The sequence below is a fragment of the Actinacidiphila yeochonensis CN732 genome (assembly GCF_000745345.1).
Classification (GTDB): domain Bacteria; phylum Actinomycetota; class Actinomycetes; order Streptomycetales; family Streptomycetaceae; genus Actinacidiphila; species Actinacidiphila yeochonensis.
Genome location: NZ_JQNR01000002.1, coordinates 77904 through 94756, shown reverse-complemented (window position 1 = coordinate 94756; position 16853 = coordinate 77904). Strand labels below are relative to the sequence as shown.

Sequence of the window (16853 nt, the reverse complement as noted above, 5' to 3'; positions counted from 1 at the left end):
CGTGAGCGTGTCCGCGCCGGTGTTCAGCGGGTGGGAATCTGGAGGGCGCGTACGGATCCGGTCCATGAGCGTCATCTGCCTCCGCAGCACTGGGCAGGTCCGGCCGGCCAGCGGGGACGCTGGACCGTCTGCCTCTCGGGTGCGGCGATCCTGGAGCGTCCGGCCTGTGGATACAGTTCGCCGGCGCGCCGCCGCAGATGTGGCAGCCGGGGCGCTGGAGCGTGTGCGGGGAAAGGGCCGCGGCGGCCCCGCGGGCAGCCCTACGATCGGGGCATGAACAGCGACACCGAGACCGGCCCGCCCGGCGCCGACGCGCTGCAGAAGCTGACGGAACTGGTGTGGCGAGCCGAACTCCTCGTCGACGTCGAAGAGCGCGTCGAGCAGGTCACGTGCCGGGGCGAGGTACTCCCCTACGACGGTCCGAGCGAGCAGGTGACCGACTGGCGGCGCCAGGTCGGGCAGCTGCTCGCCCTGGTGGAACGGCCCCCCCGCCTCCGCGGAGATGGGCGAGGCGATCGCTACGGCGTCCCGGCTCGTGCAGTTGCTGGAGCAGCACGGCCAGAGGGCCGGCGGCGCGGATGCCGCTGCGCCGCCGACGTCCCCTTGACCCTCACCCCGCGCCGGTTTCACCCGGCCTTCGGGAAGTCCGGCGGGGTCCAGCCGATGTACTTCGCACCCCACTTGCTCTCGATGAGCCCGGCGTCGACGACGTCGATGTAGCCCGGCCGCAGGATGTCGTTGCTGGCGATCTTGCCGCCGCCCAGGTAGACGGCGATGTGGCCCGCCCGGTGCCCGGTGTCCCAGTACATCAACGCGCCCGGCGGCGGATGCCGGTCGCCGTCGTGCCGCATGGAGGCGGGGACGACCTTGTAGTGGTCGATCGCGTAGTTGACGCCGGAGAAGGACCAGCCGTACACGTTCGCGGTGAACGCCAGGCAGCGCTGGTACCAGTTGGCCGTGGAGTTGGCGCCAGCGTGGTCCTTGGCCCACTGGATGGCCTCGGCGACCGAGCGCGGGTTGTGCAGGGTCCAGGTCTCCTTGCCGTCGGTGAACGTGCCGCTGCTGGCCCCGCCGCCCGCGCCGGTCTGGCTGGTGTCGGGGCAGCCGTTGTTCTGGCTGGTGATCGGGGCCGCGCTGGCGGCGCCGCCGGTGGAGGCATCGGTGGGGGTGCCGGCGCTGCCGGGCCGGTCGACGTCGATGCCGGCCTCCTTGGCCAGCGCGCGCATCACGCTCTCCTGGCCGGCGTACAGGCTGGGGTAAGCAGAGTTCTGGACCTTCTGGGCGGCGGTGCCCAGAGGCAGGGTCTGCCAGTTCTTGACGTCGACGAGGCCTCGGTTGCCGCCGCGTCCTTCGAAAAACGAGGTGGCCGCGAACTCCGGGCCGGTCGTGGGGTCGGTGATCTGCGCCTTGGTGCCCCACCCCATCGAGGGGCGCTGCTGGAACAGGCCCACGCTGTCGAGGTGTCCGTGGTCGAGGTTTTGCAGGGTGCTCTCCTGCATCGCGGTCATCAGCGCGATCAGGGTGGCACGGCCGGGCAGCTTGTACTTCTTCGCGACGGAGTCGATGGTCTTGGCGTAGCTGATCTGCTGCTGGTGCAGGGTGCCGGTGGCCTGGCCGCTGGAGGCGCCCGATTCGGCGGACGCGTCGGAGGTTCCGGCACCGGTGTCCTGGCAGGATGCGGCCTCGGCCGGGCCGCCGGGGAAGAGCATGCCCATGAACAGCAGGGCCACGACGAAGACCACGGCGGCGATCGCGCCGACCTTGAGCTGCAGTCCCTTCTTGACGATGCCGGTGGCCTGCAGGGCGCCCCGGACGATGTCACGTTCGTCCACGGCTACTCCTGGATGCCCAGGACTCGGGTGACCATCCAGGGGCTGGCGGCGTCGGCCCGGGTGACCTCGACGGTCAGGTGGCGGGTGTAGGTGTAGTCGTCGGTGCCGGTGACGGCGATGGTGATGTCCGCCTGCCGCCACACCCGGATCGAGGTGTCCACGGCCGGCCGCTGCTTGTCGCTGGGCTGGCCGATGGTGACCTCGGTGGGCTTGGCCGAGACGGCTTGAGCGGCGACGAGCTGGTTGAAGTCCTTGTCGTCGTGCTTCTTGAGGTTGGCGACCAGCGGGGTGGAGGCGTACGGCGCCGCCCGCTCGACGGCGGCGTCGTGGTCCTGGTCCTTCAGCGGGAAGCGGGTCGTGTATGCGGTGACGAAGGCCTTGGCGACCTGATCGGGGGTGGTGGGGGTCGGTGTCGGGCTGGGGGACGCGTCGACGGCCGGGTCCTCGCCGGCGGGTCCGGGGGCCTGCGAGGCGGGGTGGCGGTGTGGCGGGCCTGCGGGGTGCTGGTGGCGTGGTGGTCGGGCATCAGCCAGGCGGCACCGGCGACAACGCCGGCGACGATCAGGGCGAGGATCGGCACGACCAGGGGGGTGGGGGTCTTGCGGCGTTCGGCGCGTATCCATTCGGTGCGGGCGTCACGGCGCGCGGAGCGCCAGTGCTTGCGTGCCCGGCGGCGCTGGCGGCGCGGCAGTTCGGCCAGTTCGGGGGGCAGTTCTTCACGGCGCAGGGCTTCGCGCCATTCGGCGGCGGTCTGCGGGACGGGCGCGCGGGTCTTGTTGGTGGAGGCGTGCTCGTCGGCGGGGTCGGTGTCGTGGTGCACGGTGGCTCCCGGTCTCGGACGGAGGGCATGGCGGCATGGCGAGATGGCCCGGGGCGGTCCGGCCGCGGGGGCGGCCGGACCGCCGGGGCTCTCGGGTGGTGGTGGCGGGCTGGGTTCGGGCCGGTCAGGCCCGCGGGGTCAGGAGGAGCCGCGGGGCAGGGACGGCGGTCCGGGCCGGGTGCCGGACGAGGTCGGACCCGCGGTGCGGGGCGGGACCTGGCCGGGCGTGCGGCTGGGGCGGGCCGGCGCCGAGGGCGGCGGCGGGTAGGAGCGGAAGCGTGAACCGTCGCCCTGGGCACCCCGGTTGATGACCGTGCCCTGAACCACGCGGGGTTCGGTGCGGCGGCTGGCGTCGGGCACTCCGGTGCGGCGGGGTGCTCCGGGCCGCACCGTGTATCCGCCGGCCGTGGTGGGCGAGCCGGGGCGGCCGGGCCCGCGGCCGGCGCGCCTGGGGCCGGGGCGTGGACCGCTGGTGGGCCGTCCGCGGCGTCCCGAAGGGCCGGTTCCGGCCGGGCCGGTCGGTCCGCCGGGGCCGGTGGAGGGCGGCCGGCTGGTGCCGGCCGACGGCAGGCCGGGCGGCGGGTAGCTGGCCGGAGGCGGGAAGGTGCGGGTCGGACGGCTGCGCACCGGACTGCCGTCGTCCGATCCGCTGGAGCCGGAACCGCTCGACGTGCTGGGGGAGTTGCCGCCGCGTCCGCGCCCGGAGTCGGGGGCGGGGTGGCGGTCCATGTCGCCGAAGCCGCCGCGGCGGCGGCCGGCCACCGCGCGGTGCAGGCGGCGGGCGCTGGCCATGCGGCCGATGGTGCTCAGGACGCCGCGGCCTGCCATCTGCGCGCCGCCGGCCGAGACGATTCCGTCCAGGCGGCCCTTGACCTTGAAGGCCATGGCGGCCGCGCAGATGTTCAGCGCGGAGACCATGAGCCAGCCATAGGTCGGCAGGAGCGACATCATCGCCACCGAGACGACCATCACCGAGCCGAGCAGCATCGTCGCGGTGAAGGACACCATGACCAGGCCCAGGAGCATCTCGAACCACTGGACCCCCCACTGCCTCGGCTTGCCGGGGATGCACCAGAGCGTCGCGAACGCGACTCCGCACACGAGGAGCATCAGCGCGCCGATGAGGGACGCCAACGTGGTGAACGCCATCGTGATCGCCAGGGCCGCGAAGATGACGCAGGAGATGATGCCGGCGATCAGGACGCCGATCCGGCCGCCCGGAGTATGGCCCTGGCGCCACTTCACGGCCTCCTTGCCGACCGTCTCGGTGTTGAGGGTCTTGGCCAGGAAGTCCTCGCGGGCGTCCATGTCGGTGCCGAGCTTGACGACGTCGTCGCCCCAGCGCTGGCAGGCAGCGACCGAACCAAGATCCGCGATGCACCACGGCGTCGCCACGTACGTCCTCCACACGGCGTCGCCCGCGCGCCGGACGGTGTTGTCCTTCTGGTTGCTGCTCCACTTCGGCTCGGGCGTCTTGAACGGCATGGCCGCGTCGTCGCTGCCGGACAGGCCGGCACCGATGGTGGTCATCGCGACGCTGGCGCCCAACTGACGCCCGTTGTCGACCCCCTTGACCCAGGTCGCCGGGGCGACGAGGAAGGTCGTGGCGATCGCCGCGGACGCGGCCACCCAGGCGAGCTGCCCGAGCGGGGAGCTCTCCGAGCGCTTGGCCCAGGCGATGAACCCGCCGACCGCGACGGCGCAGGGCAGGAAGATCTGCATCATCGGTCCGGCCGCCGCGCCGATCGCCTTGGAGATCGCGGGCTCGATGCCGGGCAGCTCGACGACGTTGAAGCACCAGCCGACGATGACGACGGTGGCGCGACCCACCAACGTCAACACCTGCATGAGCATGTTCCCGAACCCGTGCAGCCAGCCGTCGATCAGGTCGCCGCCGGTCAGGTCGTCGGAGAGCTGCTTGTCGAGCTGGTACACCTCGGGGCTGTAGGACTCGAACAGGGTGCCCTGGCCCGGCGGCTTGAAGGGGCTGGGCATCATGTCGCCGATGCCGCCGGGCTTGTAGTCGTCGGAGCCGTCGGCCGCCGCGGACGGCGCGAACACCGCGAGGGTGGCCAGGATCCCGGCGGTGGGTGCGAGCAGCATCCGCAGCCGGGGCATCGACAGCCACAGCCTGAGCAGCAGGTAGCGGGCCCGGCCGGCTGCGGCTCGCGCCCGGGACATCCCGTGCGCGGCGCTGTGGCGCAGGACGGTGCGGGGAGCGGGCCGCGGGCTGAGGGCTTCGCCGGGCCGGCGCAGCAGGGGGCTCATCGTGCGGTCCCCTTCGGTGTCGGGGCGCCGGCGGGCAGGCCGGTGGCCTCGTGGAAGGCGCGGGCGTTGTCGAGCGCGGCGTCGCGGTAGGCCGCGCGCAGGCGGCGCAGCCGGCCCGGCACGCCGCGGCGGGTCTGGTCGGTTCGCGCGGTGAGCGTGGGGATCACGGGGCCTCCCGGAAGGGTGCAGGCGGCGCCGGCCGGCCCGCTGCGGCGGATGGGGGTGGTCATGCGGCTTCCGACCCTTCCTGCGGCGGGGTGTGGACAGAGTCCGCGAACTCCTCGACCGACTCGGCGTCCTTGAGGGCCGCTTCGTGGGCGGCGGCCTGGTCCTTGGGGTTGGTGGACAGCGCGTCGCGCAGTTCGAGCGAGGGCATGTCCCACTGCATCGTGGCGACGCGGTCGCGGCGGTCGCGCACGATGCAGTGCCCGTGCCGGATGTCGCCGTGGGCGTCCTTGCCCACGCCGTGCAGGAGAGCCCGGGTGCTGTCGGACAGCGGCAGGCGCAGCAGTTCGGCCATGGCGTCCTGCTGGGCCTTCGTGGACTGCTCGAACGCGCACACCGTGGTGATCGCTTCCAGGACACCGTCCAGGCCCATGAGGCTCTTGGGGTCCTGGGTGTCGATGGCCAGGGAGGTGTCCAGGGCGCGCCCGGTACGGGCGATGTAGTCCAGGAAGCGGCGGCCGTCGTCGGTGCCGGTGAGGACGTGCACCTCCGGGATCGCCACGACCTTGGGCAGGTTGCGCAGGTCAGCGCGGGCCGACGTGCTGAGCGCGTATGCGATCAGGCCGCGCATGAGCGCCAGGGACACCCGCTCGGTCATGGTCATGTCGGCCGGGCGGGTGCCGGCCTGCGGCATCGTCAGTCCGGGCACCTGCACCAGCCACAGGCCCGGCTCCGGGCGCAGCGGGGACGCGCCGGCCTTCGGGGTGCCCAGCAGCGGCGCCCCGAGCTGGGTACGGGAGAGCTCGGAGAGGGCGTCGCCGGCCTCGACGGCCAGGGGATCGCCGCTGGCCTGCAGGTACTCGATGACGCGCCAGGTGGCGGCGTCTTCGTGCGCCGCGATGGTGTTCGCGGCGCGCAGCAGGTGGGTCTCCACGCCGGCGTCCCGCATCCGCTCGGGCAGGATGATCAGGAGCTGGGAGACGACCTGCAGGGCCGCGTCGCCCTTGGGCAGCAGGCGGAAGACGTCTGCGACGGCGGGGGTGTCGACACCGCAGGTGACGTGATGGGAGTCCAGGCCGAGGTATTCGCCGGCCTTGATCAGGCCGCCCTCGTCCCCCTTGAAGCCGAGCATCAGGGAGAAGGCGCCCTTCAATCCCGCGATCAGGGTGGCCAGCATCATGCTGGTGGTCTTGCCGCGGCCCGACCTGCCGACGAATGCGGTGGTTGTGGCGTCGCCCCTGGCCGAGCCGGCGGTGATGTCGATCCGGCAGACGCCCGGGGTGGTGCCGGTCAGGAGCCCGGCGATCGGGCCTTCGTCGTCGCCGGACTCGGACCCGCCCCAGAACATGGAGGCCGCGAGCGCGTCGGTGGTGCGGATGTGTCCGAGGTCGGCGACGCGCAGCATGTCGCCGATCTGGGCCTCCAGCCACAGCTCGCGCTGTTCCTCGGAGGCGACGGTCACGTCGATGCTCAGGCCCGCGTAGTGGGAGATGACGCCGTCGCAGCGGGCGCGCAGGTCCTCCAGGGACTCGGTGGAGGAGACGATGATCCGCGGGTGGTCCTCCAGGAGGGTCATGCCGTCGCGGGACATCTGCCGGCGCAGGTCCTCCATGACGGCCTCGGTCTCCTCCGTCTCGGCGAAGGTCTCCCCCGCGCTGCCCTCGGCCGCGGACTTGCGCTGTTCCTTGGCGAGTTGGCGCTGCTTGTCGACGGCCTTGATCGCGGCGCCCTTGCGCCAGACCGTGAAGCGGATCGAGGCCTCCGGGCACACCAGCGGGTCGTCTCCGGTGACCGGGTGCTGGTAGCGGATCTCGCTGAGGCAGCGCAGCCACTCCTGCTCGCCCGGGGTGATCAGTTCCTCGGGGAAGGCCGGCATCGCCAGGATGCTCACCCAGGCCGCGGTCTGCCCGCGGGAGTCCATCAGCCGAAGGTGGTCGGCGTGCGGGATGGCCTTGGACTGCGTCAGGCGCACCAGGGCCGCGCCGGTGACGGTCGGCAGGTGGGGCGGGGCGGGCTGCGGCCGGAAGGACTCGCGGGACACGGCCCAGGCCAGCAGTTCGGCGGGCGCGATCCGCGCCCGCCACGGGGTGGCCTCCAGGCGGCGTTCCATCCGGCGTGCCAGACCGTCGAGGTGGGCGAGCTCGCTCTCGTCGAGGCCGGTGTGGGCGACGCCGAGCGCGCCGGAGACGCTGTTCTTCACGGTGGCGTTGGTCGCCGAGTCCCGCTCGGCGATGCGTATGCCCAACAGCAGGTGCCGCTGGGGCAGTTCGAGGTCGTCCAGGCGGGCGGCCCACATGTCCGCGACCGCCTCGACGTCGCCGGCGGAGAAGATCTGCCGGGCCTCCTCGCGGTAGACCTCGCCGTCCAGGCGCGACCACACGATCTTCAGGTGGCAGTCGTAGCCGGGCAGCACCTTCGCCAGGGCGAGCGCGGCCGCGTCCTGCTCGATGTCCTGGCGCTCCTCGGGCATCAAGTCCGTGTTGGCGCCGGAGAGGGTGAACCACGCCTCCGCGGCGGTGTCGGTGACGACCAGGCCGTCGGCGATCGCCACGAGCTGCGGCTCGCGCATCATCCGCTCGGCGCCCAGGCCCAGCAGCCGGCCGAATCGGGAGACGGACTTCTTGGCCGCCTTGGTCGAGGTGCTCATCGGTCGGACTCCTTCGTGGTGCGGGCTGCGGGCAGGCGCCCGGAGCGGGAGGGGGTGGGGTCTGCGGCCCACGCGGTGGCGGCGTCCTCGTCGAGGCGTGCGGCGCGGACCTGCCGGGCGCCGGCCGCGGTGCAGTGGTGCCACAGGCCCGGCCGGCTGCTTCCGGGCGGCGGCCGGGTGTCGGCCGGGCTGCCGGCGCGCTGCCAGGTGTCCTCGTCGGGGGCGATCAGCAGGCGGGTGGTGAACAGGTCGGCGGTGATGTGCGCGAGCGCCGGCGGGATGGCCTGGCAGGCCAGGGCCACCTGCATCCCGGCCAGGCGGCCGTGGGCGAGCACGGCGGTCAGCGCGTCCAGGGGCGTGCCGTTGGGCCGGGCGTCGAGGTGGTGGTGGAGGAGGACGTCGGTGGTGCCGCAGTCCTCCACCAGCACCAGCCGCCGCGGGCCGGGACGGCCCGCTTCGGCGCGGCGCCGGGCCTGGTGGGCCAGGCCGTGCAGGTGGACGGCGATCGCCTCGGCCGTGTCGAGGTAGGCCACGCGGTCCAGGCCGCGGGCCCAGGCCTGCTGGTCGAGGTGGACGTCGAGGACGTCGAGGTGTCCCCCGGTGGCCAGGTGCTGCGCACCGAGGGTGCGCAGGACGGTGCTGGTGCCCATTCCGGCCGGCGCGACGAGCAGGAGGTGGCCGTCCTCTGGCGTCAGGCGTACGGGCTGGTTGCCGGCGGCGAGTCCGATCAGCGGGTGCTCGCTGCCCCGGGCCGCGCGCAGGCCCGGGCCGCGGTTGAGGTGAACGGCCGCCGGGATGCGGCGGGTTGGCAGGTTCTGCTTCATGCGGTCCGCCTCGGGGTGGGAAGACCGCGGGCGAAGGTGCGGGCCTCGTCGTCGGTGAAGTAGAGGCCCTGCACGGCAGTGGTGCGGCCCTCGTCGACCAGGTGCATGCGGCCGGGGATCGCGGAGCCGGCCGGGGGCGCCCAGATCTCCGGGGCCACCCGCTTCCACAGCGTGGGTCCGCCGCAGGCCAGGAGCCGGGTGGTGAAGACCTGGTGGGTGGGGACGTGCCCGAGGCCGGGGATGTCGCCGCGGGGGTTGCCGGCCAGGACCTGCACGCCGAAGGAGCAGCCGGTGGCCAGCAGCACGGCGAGCGCCTCGACGCCGGGCGCCTCCTCCAGCTGGGTCTCGGGGCGGGTGTGCATCCAGTACTGGCGCAGGCCGTAGGCGACGGTGCCGGTGTTCTCCACGACCAGGACGCGCCGGCCCGGCCAGCCGCCGTCCCAGTCCGCGCAGCCGTCCTGCAGGGCGGCGACGGTCAGCAGCAGGTGGTCGTGGATGGCGGCGATCCGGGACAGGTAGGTGACGCCAGGCAGTCCGCGCGCCCAGGCCTGTGCGGTGTTGCTGGGGTCGATGACGTCGACGCGGGCGCCCAGGGCGAGCGCCTGGGCGGCCAGGGAGCGCAGCACGCTGGTGGTGCCGCCGCCGGCGCCCGCGGCGACCAGGACGTGCCCGGCCGCGGCCGGCAGGAGGACGGGCCGGTCGGCGTCGGCGAGGCCGAGCAGGGGTGTGTCGGCGGCGGCGTCGAGCGCGGCCAGGGTGTACCGGTCGCTCAGGCGGACCGAACTGCGCAGGGCGGTCAGGGGGATGGAGGTCTGGGAGGTGCTCATTTCTCGGTGCTCCTCGGGGCGCTCCGCGCGGCGCGGCGCTGCTTCTTCGCGGTCTTGGCGCGGGCCTTGGCGACGGCGTCCGGCCCGTACATGCGCAGGCGGGGGCGCAGGTGGGCGGGCCGGCCGAAGGACTCGGCGGCGTCGGGGGAGTCGGAGTCGGTGGTGAACAGCGGCCCGAAGGCGGGCATCTCCGTGAGCTGCGGGGCCCGTTCGCCCAGGCGCTGGGCGCGCAGCCGCAGGCCGCCCTTGGGGGCGGGGATGCGGCCGCGGCCGATGACGGGCTTGACGCCGTGGTGGAGGAAGTTCAGCCGCACCCCCCACATCAGGAGGTTCGTGCGCCGCCAGTAGGCGGTGGAACGTTTCGCCCCGAAGTAGGTCAGGCCGAGCGGCGGCAGAAGGAACAGCGGGATGGCCGGCTGCGGGGGGAAGCCGATCAGCAGCAGCCAGATCCCCCACCACAGGGGGAAGATGACCGCCCCGTACTTCAGCGTGGTGCGGGGCAGCCCCTCCCCCAGGTCGAGGCCGAGCAGCTCGTGCTGGCGGGTCTCGATGTCCCAGTGGCGCGAGTAGGTGTTGGAGGTGCGCATCGCCGGCCGCCTCAGCCGGTGAAGACGGTCGTGATCTTGGCGCCGATGAACTTGAGGATCGTCACGGCCTGGTTCGGGGTGAAGATCATGACGGCGACGACGGCGCCGCCGACGATGTGCGTGATCAGCGCACCCCACTCTTTCTTCATCCAGTGGCCGAATCCGCGCACGGCCAGGACGGCCGCGAACAGGGACCCGACGACCGTGAGAATCCAACTCACAAGCCCGTTATCGGACATGGCGGATCGACTCCTATCGAGGTAGTGCGAAAAAGGGGGTTGGGTGGGTGCCGGTCGAGGGCCCGGGAGAGGCCGGCCGGATGCGGCTGCGGCCTTACGCGGTCTTCGCGCTGACCGCGTCGACCTGCCAGCGGCTCGCGCCGCCGGCAGAGACCTTGGTGATGGTGATCTGGTAGGTCTGCTGGAGCTGCGCGCCGGCCAGGGCCCAACGCACGACCGCGGTTCCGGTGCGGCGGTCGCCGGTGCCCGCGTCGACGACCCAGGAGTCGAGCGCGTCCAGCGACATGCCCGCGCCCAGCGCCTGGATGTCGGCGCCCGGGGCGGAGGCCTGGTCCGCGTCGCCGGCCGCCCAGGCGGTGAGGAAGTCCTTGACGACCTCGCGGGTGGCGTTCGACAGGCCCGAGTCCGCCTCGGGTCCTTCGGGGGCGTTGTAGGAGACGGCGCCCGGCAGGCCCACCAGCGCGGGCTGCCCGGTGACGACCACCCGGTCGCCGACCTGCGCGACCGGCACTTCCAGGGCCCTCCAGCCCGACGTCGTCGCCGCCTTGCCCTTGACCGTGGTCGTCACGCTGACGCGCACGTCGACCGAGACCCGGGCCCGGTGCGCGCCGGTCTGGGTGACCGCGCCCGGGATGGTCTGGGCGACCAGCTGCATGCCCGAGCCGTCCCAGCCGAGCTTGGGATCGATCCCCTTGGCGAGGTCCGCTTCCAGCTCCTTGGTCCGCGCGTCCTTGTCGGCCGAGTTGAGGTTCATGTAGCTGCGCGCGAAGCGGGCGGCGATCTGCTGGGCCGCCTCCACCGGCACGTCGTTCTTGCGGGCCTCGGCCTGCGGATCGGACTGGGTCACCGGCGGCGGCGTCTTCGCCGGGAACACCCAGGTGCGCACGCCGGTGAGCGCCGCCAGGGCGATGACGCACCAGATCGCCACCCGCCCGGCGCGCCGGGCGAAGGAGCGCCCGGAGGTCTCCTCCTCCTCGGCCCAGCCGAGCCCGGCCCGCGGCGCAGGCCGGCGCCCGGGCTCCTCCGGGCCGCTGCCGAATTCCCTCTCGTCCCCTGCGGCGGTCTTTTCCTCTTCACCGCCCCGGGGCTGCTTCTCGGGAAGATTCAGCATCTTCCGCAACGTACTCATCCCGACTCCTCGGCCGCATTCTCGATATCCGGCTCCGCCGCCCGGGAACGCCCATTCAGCGCGCCACCCGCACGGGGAAGATCACATCCAGAAATCTAGAAGCGCTCCCCTGTGGATAAAGTCCGGCGAACTCCGGCCGGGCAGGCTTGGGGCGGGACGCAAAGAAGTGGCCACGGGCAAGCCCGTGGCCACTTCTCGGGGTGCGGCGCGCTGCCGCAGGGGGTCAGTCGGCGGTGTCCGGCCGGTAGTAGCCGGCGATCGCCTCGTAGGTGAACAGGTCCTTGCCGTCGACAGTCTCGCCGGCGGGGAAGTCGGCGCGCCGCCGCTTGTGCTGGCGCATCAGCTCCGCGCTCACCTCGATGCCCTCCTCGGCCAGGCGCCGGGAGATCTCCGCCAGCGCCAGCAACTCCGCCGCCGGTTCCTCCTCGTCCTCGTCGTCGGCGAGTTCGTCCAGGTCCTCGTCGAACTCCGGGTCCCCTGGCTCTGCTTCCTCGTCCTTGACCAGGGTGACCACTCCCCCGCCGTCCTCGGCGTCCGCGGCCTCCAGCGCGGGGGCCGCCTCCTTGGTCAGCAGCGGCGTCGACTCCTGCAGCAGCGACGGCAGCCGCTGCGGGCTCGCGGAGGGCGGTGTGCCGTACAGGTCCTCGGTGCTGTACCCGCGTTCCTGGCGCAGCTTGAGGCTGTGGTCGCGGAAGGCGTCCGGGTCGGCGTAGGGGACCTGGATCCATATCCGCCGGTTGCCCTCGATGATCATCATGCGGCCCGCCCGGTCGATGCTCTCCGGAACGGGAGTCGTGTTGACGATCATTTTCCACTGATTGGCGTTGTAGTTGCCCATCAGAATGAGGCGGAACATATTGCGCAGGCCCCGGCTTCCCACCGCCGCTTCGCGGAGGTCCTGGAAAACGCCGATGATGGTCACATTGACGTGGCGGCCCATGCGCATGACCGAGGCGATGTCGCCCCAGATGGGGTCGCCGGCGGGGTCGCCCTTTTCTTTGGTGTCATTCCAGTACGCCTTCGACGCGTCGCCGAATTCGTTGCCCTCTTCCAGGATCAGGGTCAGGCGGTCGAAGTTCTTTCCCGGGTCCTTCTTCTTGACGTAGTTCCGTGCCTCGACCTCACGCGCGACCCACTTGATCGCGGACCGCATGTCGCCGACGTTGCCGGGGTCGGTGTACAGGTGGACGCCGGGGACGCCCTCGAAGCAGATGATCGACGCCATCTTCACGTCGATGCCCACCACGGTCGCGCCCTGTCCGACGAGCTGGGTGATGATCATCTGGAGGAACGAGCTCTTGCCGCCGCCGGAGCCCACGCTCAGCGCCCACATCGCGGTCTCGCCGGTCATCGACTTGAACACCGGCTTGTGCCGCTCGTCGATGCCCAGGACGAGCTGGCCCGGCTTGCACTGCGCGATGGCCTGCTGCACCGCGGCGTCGAAGAAGTCGACCGTCTCCGGCGGCTCCAGCTTCGGGCGCGGCTTTTGCGGGGTGAACACGACGCTGAAGGGATAGGACTTCAGGTTCCACTCCCCCGACCACTGCCCGCCCATCCGGTCCTGGACCAGCTCGCGCAGCATGTCCTTGTGCCCGTCCTGGCCGTGCCAGCCGTCGGGCAGCCGGATCTTCACGAACGAGCGGTCCAGCGGGATGGTCAGCGCGCGCAGCCGCTGGTGGTCGTCCCAGGCCGGGAGCATGTCCTTCATCGCCAGCGCCATCGGCAGGACCAGGCTGCGCATGTGCCGGCGCCGCGTCCTGCCGCGCAGCGCGAGGATCAGCGCGAGCGGGGCCGCCACGCACGCGGTGATCACAGCGGCGCGGATCACCCGCTGGTGCTCGTGCAGCCCCCACCACATCCAGGCACCCCAGCCCGCCCACGCCACGACGGCCAGCCGGAGCAGGGCGTGGACACCCCGCGGGATCCCGCCCGGCGCCCGCGGCTGCTCCCCCATCGGGGCACCGCTGACGAACCGGCCGACAAACACCGCGGCCTGCTCCACTCCCTCCTCGATCTGCCGGTCCATCTCGGTGCGCGCCATGACCACCGTCCCTTCCGCTGCGCAGTCACCTGCCCTCCGCCGCGGGGCGGTTGGGCGATCACGTCGGACGGTAGAAGCGCCTGCCTGTGGACAGAGTTCGGCGCCCGCTCGACTCTCCGGGCGGGAAACGGAACGGGGAGAACGCGCACCGGGGTGCCGGCACCCGTCTGCGGCATGCCGACTTCGTCGACTCCTCCGGCGGGCACCCCCGCGTACCGGCCGTACTGGGTCACTTCGCCGGCGCCTACGCGCCCAACCGCGCCACGAGTACGCCGGGCGACCTGACCGATGCCCAGAAGGTGATGAACCGGATGCGCCCCTTCGGTGGGTGCCACGGGCTGATCGGCCTGAGCACCCTGCGCATGATGATCGCGGTGGACCGGTGCCCGCAGCGGCTGCGTGACCGGCAGGGCCGCCCGGACATCGCACGGCTCATCGGCGGCCAGGCCAGGCCTGCACCACGATCCACACGGCATCCGCGGCGAACATCAGGTCGGGCGCGGTCACGTCACCGCGCCCGACCTGGACGACGCCGAGCAGCAGATTGTCCTCATCCGGCAGTTGGAGGCGACGGTCGGGCAGGCCCCGCGAACGCGGCCCGGACACGCGAAGGCCCGACGCAACGTCCGGCGGCCCTGGCCGAGCAGGGGGCAGGCCTGCGGGGGCGAGCGCCCTACCGCGCGCCTGTCGTGACCATGCGCATGCGCGACTTGCGACGCTTGGCCGCTTCGGTCTCGGTGATCCTGTGCGCCTGCCCCCTGTTCACGGGACGTCCGCGTTGCTTGAGCCACTCGACGATCTCCGGAGTGTGGGTGCTGTCGAGTACCTCGATCGCGTAGCGGACGGCGGCGGCGTTGCTGGACAGGCCAGCCAGTACCACTTCGTGCTCCTCGGCCGGCGCCGGGGACGGGGCGCCGTCGGTCTCGTCCGGCGCGGTCGAGGATGCCTCCGTGGTGTCTGCCGTGCCGTCCGCTTCCGGAGGCGGCGCTTCGTCCTCGGGCTCTGGCGTCTGCTGGTCCGCGGTGATCGGGTCCCCGCTGCCGCCGGCTGCCGTGTCGTCCTCCTGCACCGGATCGGGCTCGCGTGCTTGTGCGGCCCTCTGGGCCTCGGCCACCGGCTCGGCGTGCGATCCCTCGCTTCGGGCGGCCTTCCGGCCGGGCTCGTCGGCGACCGCCGCGGCCGCGATCGTGCGCGCGGGTTCCTCCGCAGCGCCGTGGCCGGACGGCTTCTCGACTGCCGCCTCCGCTGCCAGGAGTTTCTCTTCCGCGTCGTCGGCCGCGCCCAGTTCCCGGCCGGCTCCCGGCCCCCGCCCTGCACCGTTCAGCGCCGTGCCGGGCTTCAGCGGGACACCGAACCGTGCGATCCGCAGCGGCAGCAGCTTCTCCACCGGGGCCTTCCACCGCCACGCCCGCCCATGACGCATGCGCAGCTCCGCCTGGTAGACCAGCCGGTCCTGCTCCGCGGAGATGACGTCGTCGTACCGGCGGATCTCCCACAAGATCATTTTCCGCCAGAGCAGGAACGTCGGCAGCGGGGACAGCAGCCACCGCACCCACCGCACACCCTCCATGTGCCGGTCTGCGGTGATGTCGGCGATCCGGCCCACCGCGTGCCGAGCCGCTTCGACAGCGACGACGAACAGCAGCGGGATCACGGCGTGCATGCCCACGCCGATCGGATCGGGCCAGGCCGCCGCTCCGTTGAACGCGATCGTCGCCACCGTCAGCAGCCACGCCGTCTGGCGCAGCATCGGGAACGGGATCCGCAACCATGTCAGCAGCAGGTCCAGCGCGAGCAGGACGCAGATGCCGGCGTCGATCCCGATGGGAAAGACGACCGCGAAGTCTCCGAAGCCCTTGCGCTGCGCCAGGGTGCGGACGGCGCCGTACGACCCGATGAAGCCGATAGCGGCGATGGCGACCGCCCCGATCACCACGACGGAGACCAATCCGCGCTGAGCGCGGCTCAGTTGCACACGGTTCGGCAGGCGTCCCTCGGACTGCTCATTCCAACGCGACATGGACCCGAGCGTTCACCGGCCCGGCTGTGGACAGAGACCACGCGTTGCCCGCCCGGGAGTGCGGGATCCTGGCGACGTAGCTGGGGGCTCGGCCGGTGCGCGGCGGAGGGTCTCCCCGGCCCGGGGACAGGGCGGATGACCTGTGACAGCGGTCGTTGACCGATTGCCACCAAAGGCTGATGGATGGCCGATCGTGTCATCCAAGGATGACCGCGCAGGTCAGGGCGCCGTGGCACGCGGTCACCATTCGTGGACAAGAGACCAAGATGCTTCGGGCAAGGGGTCACTGGTTGATGAAGTCGGTGCCGAAGTCGGCTAGCCCGACGACGAGTTCGAGAGCCGTCTGCGCTGCGTCCAGCCGTTCTTCGACGGTGCACGCTTCGCAAGCGGCGTGTACGCCGTCGGATCCGGTGTCCTCGTAGGCGCCGGCGATGGCGCGGAACGCGGCGGTCGGATGGAAAGGGGCGTCGTCCCGCTCGTTTCCGTCCAGGAGGAGCTCCGGCACTCCGCCGTACGTCTCGGAGACGATCAGACAGGCCCAGCCGACCAGCACGCCCGCGGTCGCGGAATCGTCCGCAAGGTGGGCCAACAGTTGCTGCCGGCACTCTGCGCAGTTGTCCAGGACAGCGTCATAGAGCTGCGCCGCCAGGCCGACGACAGCGCCCTGCCTCTTCTCTTCGGAGGCGGCGGGCGGGGAGTACCGCCGGCGCCCCGGGCCGTGAACGTGGTCGGTGATGAGAAGGATCCTGGCCACGAAGTTCCTCCACAGGGGTGCCGTGTCACCGAAGAGCATCCTCATCGTCTCGCGACGTGCGAAGCGACGGCGGCAAGTCCCGCAATTCCACTGCCGCGCTGCACCAGAACCAGCACCGCCGGGCCGCCGACCTGCGCGGTCACCCTTCGATGGCACCAATAGCCATCCACCAGCCTTCAGTGGCAATCGGTCAACGACCGCTGTCACAGGTCAGCGGATCGCCGGATGCGGCAGAGGCGGTGACGCGCGCGCCGCATCGGTGACGCAGCCAACTGACGCTGCACCGTCCCCCCGACCCTGGTGCTGACGTGCGCTTTCGCCGTCCGAGGATGCGGCTGGCGGACGCTGATGACGCTCTGGCGCACCTTGCCACTACTCCTTCCCCTTCCTCCTTCTCTTTTTTCAGAGAGATGAGGGGTGAGAGCGTCATAGCGTCATGGGGTTGCTGGCCGAAGGGGAAAACCCCAGGTCGTTGTCGTGCGGGCCGGGCGCCGGGTGCGTCATGGGCAGCGTCAGCACAGCGTCACCGCCTGCAGAGCGAGGCCGCCCCCGGCGCCTCGGCGGCCGTCGACGTGCGCCCAGGCCCGGCTCGCGACGGCCCGGGACAGCCGGCCGGCACCCCAGGGGGCGCCTTCGGTCCGTGCGGACCGGTCGGCCGGGGGTGCCGGGACATGCAGAAGGCCCGCACGCCCCGGCGGCG

At 72.2% G+C, this 16853-nt stretch carries 15 protein-coding genes; 1 reads left to right on the top strand and 14 read right to left on the bottom strand.

Annotation, left to right across the window (positions count from 1 at the left end; translation table 11 throughout):
- Positions 1 to 273 precede the first annotated feature (273 nt).
- On the top strand, positions 274 to 720 hold the full coding sequence (locus BS72_RS36165) for a hypothetical protein (protein ID WP_157856107.1): 447 nt from the start codon (positions 274 to 276) through the stop codon (positions 718 to 720).
- Here BS72_RS36165 and BS72_RS00765 read toward each other — a convergent pair.
- From BS72_RS00765 to BS72_RS00705, 14 genes are all read right to left on the bottom strand, one after another.
- The gene (locus BS72_RS00765; RefSeq protein WP_037905308.1) at positions 627 to 1832 is read right to left on the bottom strand and encodes a C40 family peptidase; all 1206 of its coding nucleotides are present in this window, start codon (positions 1830 to 1832) and stop codon (positions 627 to 629) included. The genes BS72_RS36165 and BS72_RS00765 overlap by 94 nt on opposite strands.
- Before the next feature lie 2 nt (positions 1833 to 1834).
- Positions 1835 to 2455, bottom strand: a complete 621-nt coding sequence (locus tag BS72_RS00760) for a hypothetical protein (protein ID WP_157856106.1) — start codon at positions 2453 to 2455, stop codon at positions 1835 to 1837.
- 335 nt (positions 2456 to 2790) lie between these two features.
- Positions 2791 to 4920 (bottom strand): hypothetical protein, encoded by a 2130-nt coding sequence (locus tag BS72_RS00755; protein WP_037905306.1) that lies wholly within the window; start codon positions 4918 to 4920, stop codon positions 2791 to 2793.
- Complete coding sequence (locus BS72_RS00750; protein WP_037905304.1) at positions 4917 to 5150, bottom strand: hypothetical protein; 234 nt, start codon at positions 5148 to 5150, stop codon at positions 4917 to 4919. The genes BS72_RS00755 and BS72_RS00750 overlap by 4 nt, the downstream gene beginning before the upstream one ends.
- A complete protein-coding gene (locus tag BS72_RS00745; RefSeq protein ID WP_051950359.1) occupies positions 5147 to 7732 on the bottom strand; it encodes an ATP-binding protein in 2586 nt (861 codons plus the stop codon). Before BS72_RS00745 ends, BS72_RS00750 begins: the two co-directional genes overlap by 4 nt.
- The gene (locus BS72_RS00740; RefSeq protein ID WP_037905302.1) at positions 7729 to 8556 is read right to left on the bottom strand and encodes a hypothetical protein; all 828 of its coding nucleotides are present in this window, start codon (positions 8554 to 8556) and stop codon (positions 7729 to 7731) included. The genes BS72_RS00745 and BS72_RS00740 overlap by 4 nt, the downstream gene beginning before the upstream one ends.
- Positions 8553 to 9383, bottom strand: coding sequence for a hypothetical protein (locus BS72_RS00735; RefSeq protein WP_037905301.1), 831 nt, complete (start codon positions 9381 to 9383; stop codon positions 8553 to 8555). The genes BS72_RS00740 and BS72_RS00735 overlap by 4 nt, the downstream gene beginning before the upstream one ends.
- Positions 9380 to 9970 carry a hypothetical protein gene (locus BS72_RS00730; RefSeq protein ID WP_037905299.1) on the bottom strand — a complete coding sequence of 197 codons (591 nt, stop codon included), beginning with the start codon at positions 9968 to 9970 and terminating at the stop codon, positions 9380 to 9382. The genes BS72_RS00735 and BS72_RS00730 overlap by 4 nt, the downstream gene beginning before the upstream one ends.
- Positions 9971 to 9981: 11 nt before the next feature.
- Positions 9982 to 10191 carry a hypothetical protein gene (locus BS72_RS00725; RefSeq protein WP_107498648.1) on the bottom strand — a complete coding sequence of 70 codons (210 nt, stop codon included), beginning with the start codon at positions 10189 to 10191 and terminating at the stop codon, positions 9982 to 9984.
- Positions 10192 to 10303: 112 nt separating this feature from the next.
- Entirely contained in the window at positions 10304 to 11320 is a 1017-nt protein-coding gene (locus BS72_RS00720) for a conjugal transfer protein (RefSeq protein WP_232792168.1), read from the bottom strand.
- Between the two features lie 241 nt (positions 11321 to 11561).
- The gene (locus BS72_RS00715) at positions 11562 to 13379 is read right to left on the bottom strand and encodes a hypothetical protein (RefSeq protein WP_037905294.1); all 1818 of its coding nucleotides are present in this window, start codon (positions 13377 to 13379) and stop codon (positions 11562 to 11564) included.
- A 432-nt stretch (positions 13380 to 13811) separates the two neighbouring features.
- Positions 13812 to 13985, bottom strand: a complete 174-nt coding sequence (locus BS72_RS36160; RefSeq protein WP_157856105.1) for a hypothetical protein — start codon at positions 13983 to 13985, stop codon at positions 13812 to 13814.
- Between the two features lie 67 nt (positions 13986 to 14052).
- Positions 14053 to 15399, bottom strand: a complete 1347-nt coding sequence (locus BS72_RS00710; RefSeq protein ID WP_051950358.1) for a DUF2637 domain-containing protein — start codon at positions 15397 to 15399, stop codon at positions 14053 to 14055.
- A gap of 283 nt (positions 15400 to 15682) precedes the next feature.
- Positions 15683 to 16198: a hypothetical protein gene (locus BS72_RS00705; RefSeq protein WP_051950357.1), complete on the bottom strand. Its 516-nt coding sequence runs from the start codon at positions 16196 to 16198 to the stop codon at positions 15683 to 15685.
- Between the last annotated feature and the right edge of the window lie 655 nt (positions 16199 to 16853).

Coding starts and splice junctions, on each gene's coding strand:
- BS72_RS36165 (WP_157856107.1), top strand. CDS start 274: ATGAACAGCGACACCGAGACCGGCCCGCCCGGCGCCGACGCGCTGCAG.
- BS72_RS00760 (WP_157856106.1), bottom strand. CDS start 2,455: ATGGATACGCGCCGAACGCCGCAAGACCCCCACCCCCCTGGTCGTGCC.
- BS72_RS00755 (WP_037905306.1), bottom strand. CDS start 4,920: ATGAGCCCCCTGCTGCGCCGGCCCGGCGAAGCCCTCAGCCCGCGGCCC.
- BS72_RS00750 (WP_037905304.1), bottom strand. CDS start 5,150: ATGACCACCCCCATCCGCCGCAGCGGGCCGGCCGGCGCCGCCTGCACC.
- BS72_RS00745 (WP_051950359.1), bottom strand. CDS start 7,732: ATGAGCACCTCGACCAAGGCGGCCAAGAAGTCCGTCTCCCGATTCGGC.
- BS72_RS00740 (WP_037905302.1), bottom strand. CDS start 8,556: ATGAAGCAGAACCTGCCAACCCGCCGCATCCCGGCGGCCGTTCACCTC.
- BS72_RS00735 (WP_037905301.1), bottom strand. CDS start 9,383: ATGAGCACCTCCCAGACCTCCATCCCCCTGACCGCCCTGCGCAGTTCG.
- BS72_RS00730 (WP_037905299.1), bottom strand. CDS start 9,970: ATGCGCACCTCCAACACCTACTCGCGCCACTGGGACATCGAGACCCGC.
- BS72_RS00720 (WP_232792168.1), bottom strand. CDS start 11,320: ATGCTGAATCTTCCCGAGAAGCAGCCCCGGGGCGGTGAAGAGGAAAAG.
- BS72_RS00715 (WP_037905294.1), bottom strand. CDS start 13,379: ATGGCGCGCACCGAGATGGACCGGCAGATCGAGGAGGGAGTGGAGCAG.
- BS72_RS00710 (WP_051950358.1), bottom strand. CDS start 15,399: ATGTCGCGTTGGAATGAGCAGTCCGAGGGACGCCTGCCGAACCGTGTG.
- BS72_RS00705 (WP_051950357.1), bottom strand. CDS start 16,198: ATGAGGATGCTCTTCGGTGACACGGCACCCCTGTGGAGGAACTTCGTG.